Origin of the sequence: Pseudomonas oryzihabitans (assembly GCF_001518815.1) — a bacterium.
Classification (GTDB): Bacteria; Pseudomonadota; Gammaproteobacteria; order Pseudomonadales; family Pseudomonadaceae; genus Chryseomonas; species Chryseomonas oryzihabitans_E.
This window is the reverse complement of the sequence record NZ_CP013987.1, coordinates 1,867,174-1,879,854: the sequence shown is the minus strand read 5'-3', so window position 1 is coordinate 1,879,854 and position 12,681 is coordinate 1,867,174. Positions and strand designations below refer to the sequence as shown.

The 12,681-nt window shown below is 65.5% G+C and carries 10 protein-coding genes and 2 pseudogenes; 5 read left to right on the top strand and 7 right to left on the bottom strand.

The genetic code is table 11. The annotated features are described in order from the left end of the window. Positions 1 to 117 precede the first annotated feature (117 nt). The 3 genes from APT59_RS08570 to APT59_RS08560 all read right to left on the bottom strand — a co-directional run bounded on the left by APT59_RS08570 (position 118) and on the right by APT59_RS08560 (position 2,922). A complete protein-coding gene (locus APT59_RS08570; protein ID WP_059314457.1) occupies positions 118 to 588 on the bottom strand; it encodes an MEKHLA domain-containing protein in 471 nt (156 codons plus the stop codon). Between the two features lie 105 nt (positions 589 to 693). After that, positions 694 to 1,815, bottom strand: a complete 1,122-nt coding sequence (locus tag APT59_RS08565; protein ID WP_059314456.1) for a YncE family protein — start codon at positions 1,813 to 1,815, stop codon at positions 694 to 696. 114 nt (positions 1,816 to 1,929) lie between these two features. Continuing rightward, complete coding sequence (locus APT59_RS08560; RefSeq protein WP_059314455.1) at positions 1,930 to 2,922, bottom strand: ribonuclease Z; 993 nt, start codon at positions 2,920 to 2,922, stop codon at positions 1,930 to 1,932. 186 nt (positions 2,923 to 3,108) lie between these two features. Between APT59_RS08560 and APT59_RS08555 the strand changes: the two genes are divergently transcribed. Then, positions 3,109 to 4,353, top strand: a complete 1,245-nt coding sequence (locus APT59_RS08555) for an acyl-CoA dehydrogenase family protein (RefSeq protein WP_059314454.1) — start codon at positions 3,109 to 3,111, stop codon at positions 4,351 to 4,353. Positions 4,354 to 4,411: 58 nt separating this feature from the next. Here APT59_RS08555 and APT59_RS22905 read toward each other — a convergent pair. After that, a pseudogene (locus APT59_RS22905) lies at positions 4,412 to 4,774 on the bottom strand (methyl-accepting chemotaxis protein); the annotation flags it as partial. 225 nt (positions 4,775 to 4,999) lie between these two features. Then, positions 5,000 to 5,572 (bottom strand): annotated as a pseudogene (locus tag APT59_RS22900) (PAS domain-containing protein); the annotation flags it as partial. Between the two features lie 366 nt (positions 5,573 to 5,938). Here APT59_RS22900 and APT59_RS08545 point away from each other — a divergent pair. The 4 genes from APT59_RS08545 (at position 5,939) to APT59_RS08530 (ending at position 9,541) form a co-directional block, all read left to right on the top strand. Next, positions 5,939 to 7,105, top strand: a complete 1,167-nt coding sequence (locus APT59_RS08545; RefSeq protein WP_082696308.1) for an acyl-CoA dehydrogenase family protein — start codon at positions 5,939 to 5,941, stop codon at positions 7,103 to 7,105. 10 nt (positions 7,106 to 7,115) lie between these two features. After that, entirely contained in the window at positions 7,116 to 8,201 is a 1,086-nt protein-coding gene (locus APT59_RS08540; RefSeq protein ID WP_059314451.1) for a sigma-54 interaction domain-containing protein, read from the top strand. Positions 8,202 to 8,279: 78 nt separating this feature from the next. Next, complete coding sequence (locus tag APT59_RS08535) at positions 8,280 to 9,140, top strand: pirin family protein (RefSeq protein WP_059314450.1); 861 nt, start codon at positions 8,280 to 8,282, stop codon at positions 9,138 to 9,140. Positions 9,141 to 9,199: 59 nt separating this feature from the next. Beyond that, entirely contained in the window at positions 9,200 to 9,541 is a 342-nt protein-coding gene (locus APT59_RS08530) for an FKBP-type peptidyl-prolyl cis-trans isomerase (protein ID WP_059314449.1), read from the top strand. Positions 9,542 to 9,564: 23 nt separating this feature from the next. Here APT59_RS08530 and APT59_RS08525 read toward each other — a convergent pair whose 3' ends face one another. Both APT59_RS08525 and APT59_RS08520 read right to left on the bottom strand, forming a co-directional pair. Then, positions 9,565 to 9,753 carry a hypothetical protein gene (locus tag APT59_RS08525; protein ID WP_059314448.1) on the bottom strand — a complete coding sequence of 63 codons (189 nt, stop codon included), beginning with the start codon at positions 9,751 to 9,753 and terminating at the stop codon, positions 9,565 to 9,567. Between the two features lie 227 nt (positions 9,754 to 9,980). Beyond that, entirely contained in the window at positions 9,981 to 12,656 is a 2,676-nt protein-coding gene (locus APT59_RS08520) for a glycoside hydrolase family 5 protein (RefSeq protein ID WP_059314447.1), read from the bottom strand. Between the last annotated feature and the right edge of the window lie 25 nt (positions 12,657 to 12,681).

The following is a 12,681-nucleotide window of genomic DNA, read 5'->3' as shown; positions in this document are numbered from 1 at the left end:
CGCTGAATCCAAACGCCCCTCACCCCAACCCTCTCCCAAAGGGAGAGGGGGTAGTACGAGGTATGCCTGGATTTTCGTAGATTGGGCTGAGCGTAGCTGAGCCCAACACTACCCGCCTCAATCCACCTGCCCGATCCGCTGCGGGTCCGGCCAGAACAAGGCCGCCTGCCCCAGCCGTGTGCCTTGCGCATCGACCAGGTTCCACACCACGCCGTCATGGATCTGGAAGGCCTCCCCCGCCTTGTCTACCCGCCAGCCTTCGTAGCCGCTGGCATAACCCTGGCGCCCCACCGCCTCCATCAATCGCTGACGCTCGTCCCTATCCTTGGGCGAGGCGCTGAAGCGCGAGGGCATGCCGATGAATTCGTCGCGAGGATAGCCAAAGCAGCTCAGGGCCTGCTCGTTGACGTAGCAGAACAACGGATCGCTTTCGCTGCCGTGGGCCAGTAGGGCATAGGGTGCACGCTCATGCAGCCAGGCGAAAACGTCAGCCTCGGGCAGGTCGGCGGGACGGGGGAGCGGCTGGCCGAGCCAGAGGCGGTAGGAGGCTTCCAGTAACGGAAGCAGGCTGAGATCGGTAGCTGACAAACCGGTAGCTCCTCAGGAATGGAAGCCCCATTCAAGAGCAAGCCGGCGGGCTTGGGAAGCCCAGGGCCACCGTGGCAGGACGCCACGGCAGCTCGCAGGCGCGGTTTACTTCACCGCGGAGAGGTCGATGCGCACCACGCTCTCCGGCGCGGTGTTCATGTATTCCTTGTCGAAGGGCGTCTTCACCGTCGCATACAGGGTCTGGCCGTCAGGGCTCACCAGCAGGCTGTTGGGATTGGGCTTGAGGTCGTAGGCCTTCTTCTCGGCGTAGGTAGTGGCGTCCAGGATCAGCAGCCGACCGGTCTCGCGCTGGGTGATGTACAGCTCGTTACGGGTGGTATTGAGCTTGATCGCCAGGGCATCGCCCACGGGCAGGCGCTTGATCACCTTGCCGGTGCGGATGTCGAAGACCAGCACGGTCTTGGCTTCGGAGTTGTCGGTGACGAACAGCTGGTGGTTCGCCCGGTCCTCGGCCAGGTTCAGCAGCAGGTACTTGCCGCCATCGCCCGGCGTCCAGCGGTGCTCGATCTTGCGGGTGCGCGGATTGATCACCAGTACTTCACCGCTGCCGTTGGCGGCGTAGAGGCGCCCGGTGTCTTCGGAGTACAGCAGGCCGGTCACCCACTTGCCGGCGTTGGGAATGCGCGCCTTGAGGGTCAGGGTCTTGGCGTCCACCACCCAGATCACACCCGGATCACCGACGCCACCGACATACAGCATGCCGTCATGCAGGATGACCTGGCGCGGATTGACCGGATGGCCATCGCGGCCCATCTCGTTGAACTTCAGCCGCTTCTCCACCTTGCCGGTGCGCAGATCGATGCGACTGAGGCCGCCGTCCAGGGAGTTGGTGACGAACAGCGTCTCGCCACTGGCATCGGTGGTCAGGGCGAAGTTCTTCAGATCGGTGTGGATCTGGCCGGTGACGGCCAGGGTGGTCGGATCGAGCTGATAGATCACTCCGCCGGTGACGCCCTTGGTCAACTGGGCGGTCGCGGCATAGACCGACTGCTTGGCCGGACTGTAGGCCAGCTCATAGACGCCATAACCCAGCTCGATGCGCTTGAGTTCGGCAGGCGCCTGGGGCGCGGCCGGTTGCGCGGCGACGGGAGCCGGCGCGGGTGGCGGTGGCGTCGGTGCCTCCTGGCGGTTGGAGCAGGCAGCCACTGCCAGGGACAGTAGCGCCATGGCGCCCAGCGTCGAAACCTTGTTGAAAGACACCGCCATTTGCTTCTCCTAGGAACGAAATGCGAAGGATCGGGCTGATCCTGAAATGATAAACGTTCGCACTATGCCCAAGGAGAACAGGTCAGACAAGACCGAAACGTATCCACCTCTAACCTAGGAGTGACCAGCGCACACTCTCGTACTGCTCTGCTCCAGGGCTTTCAGCCGCCCCTGACGATCCAGACGAAAGCAAGAGAAATCCTCGGCGAGGTGCAAGTCACCGCCATAATGCGCGGCAGCCTCCCGGCGCAGCTCCTCGATTGAGGGCGAACGTCCCGAATCGGCCTGATAGCGCGGACTGAAATGGGTAAGCAGCAACGCCGGCAACCCTCGCGCCTCGGCGAACCGGGCGATTCCGGCAGCACTGCTGTGACCCCAGCTCTGGCCGGTCTTGTCGATCTGCGCCTGGGCGTAAGTGGCTTCATGGACCAGCACCTGAGCGCCCTGGCAGGCCTCTGTGAGCAAGGCGGGATCGTCGTTGTCCCCCGCCACCACCAATCGTCGTTCCCCATGGGCTGCCTGCAGGTAGTCGGCGCTGCGCAGCAGTCGCCCCTCGTGCAGCACGTCCTCTCCCGCATGTAGCCGCCCCCACAGCGGACCGCGCGGCACCTGGGCGGCCGCCAGAGCCGCCGGATCGAGTCGCTGCGGCCGACGGGCCTCGCAGAAGCGAAAGGCGTGACTGGGCACGCGGTGGGAGAGCGCGACGGCGTCGATATCCCAGGCACCCAGGGAGACGCCGGCAAAGCCTTCCAGGGCATGGAGCTGCAACTCGAAAGGCAGGTGCAGGGCGGTCAGCGCATGGGTAGCGGCCAGCCAGTCATGGACCGCCTGGGGTGCGATCAGCACCAGTGGCTGGCTGCGTCCGGTCATGGCGGCGCTGGCCAGGAGTCCCGGCAGGCCATAGCAGTGGTCGCCGTGGACATGGGTGATGCAGATGGCACGCAGATCCGCGGCCGACAGCGGGGTGCGCAGGAGCTGATGCTGGGTGGCCTCGCCGCAGTCGACGAGGAACCAGCCCTTGCCCTGGTCCTCGATCAGGGCAAGGGCCGAGACATTGCGCCGACGCGTAGGCACCCCGGCCGAGGTACCGAGAAAGAGAAGATCCATGGAGGCTCCGCGCAAAAGACCAGTCTAGCGCGCCGGACGCCACTGTCGCCTGGCCAACAGCGATCGGTCAGCGCTGCTGGGACCAGGTCAGCTGACAAGGCGCGAGCCCCTCTGAAATGGGCTTTTGCACGCTGGCAACACTCTTGCAAAGGCCCTAGCGTCGACTCCCATTCGCCGAGGATCATCATGAATCTGCCCGCTCGCCACCTGCCGTCGCCCCACGCCGAGGCTCCCGACTACGAACAACTGGCGGCCCGCTTCCGCCCCCTCTTCGCCCGTATCGCCGAAGGCGCCCTGGAGCGAGAGCGCACTCGCACCCTGCCCTATGCGCCTATCGCCTGGCTCAAGGAGGCCGGCTTCGGCGCCGTGCGGGTGCCGCAGGAATTCGGTGGTGACGGCGCCAGCCTGCCGCAGCTGGTGCGCCTGCTGATCGAGCTGGCGGCCGCCGACAGCAATCTGCCCCAGGCCCTGCGTGGCCACTTCGCCTTTGTCGAGGATCGCCTCAACGCCCATGCCAGCGCCTCCCAGCAGGTCTGGTTCGAGCGTTTCGTCGCCGGAGATCTGGTGGGCAATGCCTGGACCGAGATCGGCACGGTCAAGCTCGGCGAAGTCATCACCCGGGTCAGCCAGAGAAACGGTGAATGGCGCCTCAACGGCACCAAGTACTACAGCACCGGCAGCCTGTTCGCCGACTGGATCGACGTCTACGCCCAACGCGACGACGCCGGTGGCGACGTCATCGCCGCCATCCGCACCGACCAGCCAGGCGTGCGCCAGTCCGACGACTGGGACGGCTTTGGCCAGCGCACTACCGCCAGTGGCACCTCGGTGTTCGAAGAGGTGCTGGTGGAGCCGGGCAATCTCATCGATTTCAGCACCCGCTTCACCTACCAGACCGCCTTCTACCAGCTGGTGCTGCTCGCCGTGATCACCGGCAGCGGGCAGGCCGCCGTGCGCGACTTTGCCCAGGAGGTCAAGGCACGTACCCGGGTCTACAGCCACGGCAACGCCAGCGCGGCGAGCGCCGACCCCCAGGTGCAGCAGGTGGTGGGCAAGGCCTCGGCCTTCGTCTACGCGGCTGAAGCCGCGACCCTGCAGGCGGCCGCCGCGGCCCAGGCGGCCTTCGCAGCGCGCTACGCCGAGGATGCCGCCGCGGAGCATGAGGCCAATGTGGCGGCGGAGCTGGAGTCCGCCCAGGCGCAGTCCGCGGTGGCCGACCTGGTGCTGCGCGCTACCAGCGATCTGTTCAATGCCCTGGGCGCCTCGGCCACCAGCACCACCAAGGGGCTCGATCGCCACTGGCGCAATGCCCGCACGGCTGCCTCCCACAATCCGCTGATCTACAAGGAACGCATCGTCGGCGCCTGGGAGATCGAGGGTCACGAACCGACCTTCGTCTGGCAGATCGGCGACGGCAGCAAGCACGTCTGACGCAAGATGCAAAACGGCAACCCTGGGGTTGCCGTTTCTTCATGAGGCGCGCGAGGGATCAGGTCGACAGCTGCCGGGCGAAGCGCCCCACGGCTCCGACCACGCGCTGGGCGCCGTCCTGGATCTCCACGATCACCTGCCCAGCCTGCCCGGCCAGCTCCAGCCCCTGCTCGGCCTGACGTCGCCCGTTTTCGATCACCGTCACCGCCTGGCTCGCCAGCTGCTGATTCTGCTGCACCACGCCGACGATTTCCTCGGTCGCCTTGCTGGTCCGCGAGGCCAGTTGCCTGACCTCGTCGGCCACCACGGCGAAACCGCGTCCCTGCTCGCCCGCCCGTGCGGCCTCGATGGCGGCATTGAGCGCCAGCAGGTTGGTCTGCTCGGCGATGCCGCTGATGGTCTTGATGATGGTGCCGATCACCTGGGACTGATTGTCCAAGGCCTCGATACCTGTGACCGCCTCCTGCATCTGGCTGGCCAGGGCGCGCATCACGTCCACCGTCTGCTGCGCCACCACCGCGCCCTTGCGGGCAGTGTCGTCGGTATGCTGGGAGGTTTCGAAGGCCACACTGGCCGCCTCGGACACCGCCTGCTCCTGATGGACCTGATCGGTGATGACGGTGGCGAACTTGACCACCTTGTACAGCCGGTCGTGGGCATCGATCACCGGGTTGTAGGACGCCTCCAGCCAGACATCGCGACCCTGAGCATCCAGCCGCTTGAAGCGATCAACGATGAATTCGCCACGCCGCAAGCGCGCCCAAAATTGCTGGTACGCCTCGGAATTGGCTTCGGCGGGTTCGCAGAACAGGCGGTGATGCTTGCCCTTGATCTGCGCGAGGGAATAGCCCGTGGCCTGCAGGAAACGGTCGTTGGCATCGAGCACCTCGCCGTCGAGGTTGAACTCGATGACCGCCGTGGAACGCCGCAGGGCCTTGAGCAGGCTCTCATGCTCGCGGGAGGTCTCGATGGTGCGCGTCAGGTTATTGCAGAACAGCCGAAAGCGCGTGACCTGACCCTGGCTGTCATGGAAGGGATGCAGGATGCCGCGCAGCCAGGCTTCGCGTCCGTCGCCGCGCAGCAGGTGCAGGGCGCCGCTGTAGGGCTCACCGCGACTCAGGCACTGCTGCAGCCGACGGCTGTACTCCTGGTTTTTGACGTGCGCCGGGATGAGATCCACCAGGGAACGTCCCAGGAGCTCCGCCGCACGCAGGCCCATTTCCTTTTCGAAGTTGGCGTTCACGGAGGTGATGCAACCCCTGCCGTCCAGCTCCAGGCCTATCATCTCCACATCGAGTTCGGCCTTGAGCCGCTTGAAGGAGTCCACCTGCTCGCGGAGACGCTGCAGTTCTTGTTTTAGTCCTTTGTTGAACATGACACGCCCCTACCCGGGAGATTGAGTTAGCGCTATATCGACAGGTACTGGCCAGGTCTTGAGTCCGATAACCGCACTTGAGACCGGGCGGTCAAAATGGAAGATGGATGGGACCAGACCATTACCTAATAACAAAAAAATATTTCAGATCAGGGCTATCCCGGCTTTACGTTCTAACTCGTGCCGACCATTTCTATGCCAGGGCCCACCATGTCCTACTCGCTGCTGGAACCCCTTACCCCATTGTTGACCGACTTCGCCGCCACGGCGGCGGAGCGTGATCGTCAGGGCGGAACCCCCAAGGCCGAGCGGGACGCCCTGCGTCGCAGTGGCCTGCTCGCCTTGAGCATTCCAACGGACCTCGGTGGCCTGGGTGCCTCCTGGGACGAGACGCTGGAAGCGGTACGCCTGCTCGCCCGGGTCGACAGCTCCCTGGCCCATGTCTTTGGCTTCCATCATCTGCTGCTGGCCACCGCCCAGCTGTTCGGCCAGCCTGAGCAGTGGCGGCCCTGGCTGGAGCGCACCGCGCGCAACGCCCTGTTCTGGGGTAACGCCCTCAATCCGCTGGATCGCCGCACCCTGGCCCGCCGGAGCGGCGACGCCTGGCAGGTGGATGGCCAGAAGAGCTTTTGCAGCGGCGCCCTGGACTCCGATCTGCTGCTGCTGTCAGCGCTGGAAAACGATGACAGCGGCCGTCTGCTGATCGCCGTGGTGCCCAGCGGACGCGCGGGTATCCAGCTGTTCGACGACTGGGACAACAACGGTCAGCGGCAGACCGACAGCGGCAGCGCGCGCTTCGACGGCGTTCGCGTCGAACAACAGGAATGGCTGCTCGACCCCGGCCCCCTGAGCACCCCTTTCGCCTGTCTGCGCCCGCTGCTGGCCCAGCTGATCTTCGCCAACATCTTTCTCGGCCTGGCCGAAGGCGCCTTCACCGAGGCGCGCCGCTACACCGCCACCCAGGCACGTCCCTGGTTCAAGTCCCCGGCTGCCAGTGCCAGCGAAGACCCCTACATCCTGCGCCACTACGGAGAGTTCTGGGTCGCCTTGGAAAGCAGCCGCCTGCTGGTGGAGCGAGCCAATGGCGCCTTCGCTCAGGCCTGGCCCCAGGGGACGGCCCTCACCGCAGAGGCTAGAGGTGAACTGGCCATCGCCATCGCCACGGCCAAGGTGGCGGCCAGTCGCCACGGCCTCGATCTCGCCAGCCGGCTGTTCGAGGTCGGCGGCGCCCGGGCCACCGCGGGCGCCCTGCGGCTGGACCGTTACTGGCGCAACCTGCGCACCCAGACCCTGCACGACCCGGTCGATTACAAACTTCACGAACTGGGCGACTGGGCCCTCAACGATGCCTTGCCCAGCCCCAGCTTCTATTCCTGAGGAGCCCGCGATGACGCTGCTGACCCTGACGCGCACGCCTGAGGTCCCCCGCTACCGGGCGACGGCCCAGGTCTTCGCCGATCCCCGTTCCCGAGAGTTGCTCGCCCACCTGGAAAAGGTCGCCCCCAGCGACGCCAGCGTGCTGGTGATCGGCGAGACCGGCACCGGCAAGGAGCTGATCGCGCGCCATATCCACGCCCTCAGCCATCGCCATGCCGGCCCCTTCGTCGCAGTGAACTGCGGCGCCTTCGCCGAAAGCCTGGTCGAGGCGGAACTGTTCGGCCATGAAAAGGGCGCCTTCACCGGCGCGCTGACCGCGCGCGCCGGCTGGTTCGAGGAGGCCAACGGTGGCACCCTGTTTCTCGACGAGATCGGCGATCTGCCCCTGTCGGTACAGGTCAAGCTGCTCCGGGTCCTGCAGGAGCGCGAGGTGGTCCGCCTGGGCTCCCGCCGCAGCGTCGCCCTGGACGTGCGCATCATCGCCGCGACCAACGTCCCGCTGGAGCGGGCAGTGACCGAAGGGACCTTTCGTGAAGACCTCTGGTATCGCCTCAATGTGGTCAGCCTGCCGTTGCTGCCCCTACGCCAGCGGCAGGGCGATATCCTGCCGCTGGCCCGGCATTTCCTGCACGCCTACGCCCAGGACTCGGTTTCCCTCACGCCCGCGGCGGAGCGACGCCTGCTGGAGCACCCCTGGCCCGGCAACATCCGCGAGCTGGAAAATACCCTGCAGCATGCGCTGCTGCTCAAGCCGCAGGGCCTGATCGATGCCGCGGACCTGGTCTTCGTCCAGCGTCCCAGCCTCGCTATGCCGGCGTCCCGGCCACGCGAGCCGGCGCCGGTCGATACCCTGCTGACCGAGGCCTTCGCCCAGCTCTTCGAGGAACAGCCGGAAGCCTTGCACGAGCGCGTCGAAGACGCCCTGGTGAGGGCCGCTTATCGCTTCTGCCATCGCAACCAGGTGCATACCGCGCGCCTGCTGGGCTTGAGTCGCAACGTCACCCGCGCCCATCTGATCCGCATCGGCGAGCTGGTGGTCAATCACCGGCGGCCGGCAACGTCTCGTCCGGAACGGGAGGTTCGCTTCTCCATCTGAGCGGCGGCCGGCCGGTGCGGGGTACCCGGTCGGCGAGGGGCCCTTTACACTGACCTTTTGCTCCTGCGAGGCCCCCTCATGTCTGCCCGTACCCTGCTCCACCGCCATCCCGCCCGGCGCGATGACATCGGCGAGCTCCAGACCCGGCGGCCGTTACCAGGCCCCGGACTGGCCCACCTGGACCCCTTCCTCTTCCTCAACCACCACGGCCCCCAGGTCTATCCGCCGCACAACGCCGGCCTGCCCTTCGGTCCCCACCCCCATCGCGGGTTCGAGACGGTGACCTTCATCCTCGCCGGCGCCCTCGCCCACCGCGACAGCGGCGGCCATGAGAGTGTCATCGAGGCCGGAGGCATCCAGTGGATGACCGCGGGCAGCGGCCTGGTCCATGCGGAGCTGTCACCCGCCGCCTTCAAGCGTGACGGCGGCGACCTGGAGATCCTGCAATTGTGGGTCAACCTCCCCGCCCGCCTGAAGTTCACGCCGCCCGCCTACCACGGCATCTCCGCCGCGGACATGCCGCTGATCGAAGCCGATGAGGGTCGGGTGCGCATCCAGCTGGCGTCCGGCAGCCACCAGGGTGTTCAGGGCGCGGTACCGACCCTGACGCCCATCACCCTGATGACGGTCGAGATCGCACCTGGCGGCCAGATATCCCTGCCCGCCCCCGCGGGCGCGACGGTGTTCTGCTATGGCGTTCGTGGCACCCTGCAGATCGCCGGACGCGATGAAGCGCCCTGGCACCTGTTCGAATTCGCCGACGACGGCGACCATATCGACATCGCCAGCCGCGAAGGCGCCGTCCTGCTCTATGGGCATGCCGCTCCCTTCGCCGAACCCATCGTCGCCCATGGGCCTTTCGTCATGAACACCGCCGATGAGATCCGCCAGGCGATCCGCGACTACCAGGCAGGGCTGTTCGGCGATGTGCCGGACTAAGGCGGGTCGCCCAACCTGAGCAACAGGCTAGACTGCGCCTTTTCAGCAGGAGCGTGACGATGAGCGACGAGGTACGAATCGAGGACGTGGTGGTGGGCGACGGCAAGGCCGTGGTCAAGGGTGCCCTGATCACCACCCATTACGAGGGCTGGTTGGACGATGGCACCCTGTTCGATTCGTCCCGCGCCAAGGGTCGGCCCTTCCAGTGCGTCATTGGCACGGGGCGCGTGATCAAGGGCTGGGACGTGGGGCTGATGGGCATGCGGGTGGGGGGCAAGCGGCGCCTGGAAGTGCCCGCGGCCCTCGCCTATGGCGAACGCCAGGTTGGCACCCTGATCAAGCCCCACGCCAACCTGAGGTTCGAAATCGAATTACTGGAAGTCCTGACGCGGGACGAGTGAGGACTGGCCGACCGGTAGCGCCTTCAGTTCGGCGCCTTGGTGTTATTGCGCACCAGTTCGAGTTGGGCTTCGAGCACACTCAGGCGCGCGAATTTGTGGGTGTAGATGACGAATTGCTCCTGGAAGCTCTGCCGGCTTCGTGCGAGGTCCTGTCGATGGCTGCGAATCTGCTCTTCGAGATTCTGCAACCGCTCCTGGGTAGTTTGAGTCATGGCACCTACTCCTTGTGCTTGTGGTGTCGATTTCGACTCTAACCGCGCCGCGACAAGTCGAGCTAGAGCCGTTCGTCGTCCCCCCAAGCACTGTTCCAGAGCCATTTTACCGCGCGCGGGAACGCTTCCAGCGCGCGGAACCCTTGTCTTTTCGCCTATCGGTCAGCCAAGAAAAAAGCGATGAACCCCTGAGGATTTCTTCGCCTTCGCGCTGAGCGAAATCCGCCTCAGCGGGGCCCTACCGCCGTACAGCTGTTGCTGGCGTCGACGTACTTCTTCAGCGTCGGCCACTGCGGTCGCTCCACCCCGTTCACCGGCTCGACCGCCAGTGCGGATGTGCCCCAGCCCGGTCCGGCAGCCCAGTAGGTCAGCGGCATGCAGTTCTGCTGCAGGTAGGCGAGCAGGTTGTCGGTCGCGGTCAACCAGCGGCTGTCGCCGGAGGGAACGCCAAATTCGGCGATCATGCCCCGCTTGCCGTTGCGCTTGAGCCATTCGACGAAGGGTTTGACGCGATTGACCCCTACCTGCGGATCGAAGCCGTTCATGTTCTGCGCCGCATAGCTACCGCTGCCGTCCTGGTCCAGGTAGACGTTGGCCGCATAGATCAGGTTGTTCGCCGGATCCTTGAGACCCAGCAAGGCGTTGCTGACCGCCGGCCAGTTGGCCGCGCTGCCCCAGGCATTGCCCTGCACGATCACCGGATGGGTACGGTCCATGGTACGCACACCGTCGATACCGGATTGCGCGGTGACCGGCCAACTGCTGTCGGCGCCGTTGGGCTTGCCCATGATGTCGTAGCCATAGAGCGCCGCATGGTTGCCCCACTGGTAGGCCAGGCGGTACATCAGATCCCAGTAGTTGAAGTTGGTAACGCTGCCGGTGCCAATCAGGGTGCCCTTGTAGCGCCCCCCGTTATCCAGCGCCAGGATCACCTTCATGTTGTATTTCTTGGCCAGCTCCAGCACCTGGGTGACCTGCTGGGTGTAAGCCCCTTCCAGACTGCCGAAGAAGCGCGTCTGCAGCCGCTCCCAGATCACCGGGAAGCGAATCAGCCGCACGCCCTTGGCGCTCCACTGCTGGAAATGCGCCTCGCCCGGCATGATGTAGCTGACGTTGAGCACCCCCGGCAGCGTCTGGGGCGCGAAGGCGGCGCCAGAGAAATTCAGCCCGACCAGATTGAGCTTGGCGGTATTCACTGGCGTGCCAGCCGACGCCACGGGCGTCGACGAGGCCCCCGTCTGCGCCGGGCTGGAACCGGTCGCCCCGGTACTGCCGGTTCCGGTCACGGGCTTGGTCTCGACCGTCGGCACCGTCACGACCGACGCGGCATTGCCTGAGCTGCTGCTCGCGCTGGAGGTGCCCGTGCTGCCAGTCGAGCCCGTGGTGGTGCCCGGTACCGTGGCCGGCGTGCCGGAGGTGGTGGTCCCGGTGCGCAGCGTCTTGGGATAGCCATAGGCGTTGCCATCGAGCTGCGGGCTCTCGATGAAGACGCTCATGTTACTGCCGACGACCTGGGCATAGGTCACCTTGTAGCTCTTGCCATCGGCCGGCGTTATCTGGGCGCCTACCTTGAAGGCCCCCACGTTCGCGGCCGACGCGGGAATGGAGAAACCCGCCGACTTGCGATACACGCCATGCAGCCAATCTTCGTTGGTGAAGTCGTTGATCGAGGTGGTGACCCCAGTAGTGGTCGAGCCACCGGTATTGCCGGTACTACCATTGCCTGCGGAAGTGCCCGGCCCCGTAGTCCCGCCATTGGTGGAGCCGGTAGGAGCGCCACCGCTGCCACCGCTGCCACCGCTCGAGCTACCCGTGGTGCCTGAGCCGCTCGCCGGCGTACTGCCTGCGCCGCTGGCGATGGGGCCGATGGCGGAGCAGCTACTGTCATCGAGGTATTTGCGCAGGGTCGGCCACTGCGGCCGGTCGGCGCCATTGATCGGCTCCACCGACAGGAAGTAGTTGCCCCAACCCGGGCCGGCCGCCCAGTAGGTCGAAGGAATGCAGTTCTGCTTGAGATAGGCCAGCATCCGGTCCATCAGCGGCAGCCAGCGCGGATCGTTATCCGGCACGCCGAACTCCCCGATCATGCCCTTCTTTTTGTTCTTCTTGAGCCACTCGACGAAGGGCCGCACGCGCTCCACGCCGTAGTCCTGGCTCAACTTGCCGACATCGATTCCGGTGTAGTTGCCGCCGGCGCTTTCGTCGAAATAGGAATGTGCCTGGAAGATCAGGTTGTCGGACGGATCCTTGAGCGCCAGCAGGGAGTCGTTCCACAGCGGCCAGCGGGTCGCCTCCGACCAGCCGTTGCCCTCGATCATGATGGGTTTGGTCTTGTCGACCGCGCGCACGCCGTTGATACCGTATTGGGCAGCGATCGGCCACTGGGCCATGGAGTCGTGCGGCTCGTTCATGATGTCGTAGGCATAGAGCGCAGGCTGATTGCTCCAGCGCTGGGCGATACGGGTCATGATCTCCTGGTAGCGGTCATAGGGCACTGCCGTGCTGCCGATCACCGAACCGCGATAGAAGGTGTAGTTGTGCAGATCGAGGATGATCCGCATGCCGTACTTCTGCGCATTGGCAAAGGTCTGGTCCACCAGCGCGGCATAGGTCGGATCCAGCGGACCGCCCAGCACCGGCTGCAGTCGCTCCCAGATGATCGGGAAACGAATCAGCTTGATCCCCTTGGCGCTCCACTGCTTGAAGTAGGCTTCCACGGGAAAGATGTAGTTCGTACCGTTCACACCCGGCAGCACCTGACCGGCGAAACCGGCACCGGACAGATTCAAACCGACCAGGCTGACCTGCTCGGCCTTGGCACCATTGGCCAGGGCAAGCGCAGCGACGAAAGGCAGCACCTTGGCGGTCCTGCGGGAAAACTTCAGGAAGGATGGATTCATCATCACCAACTGCTAAATCGACGGGTGA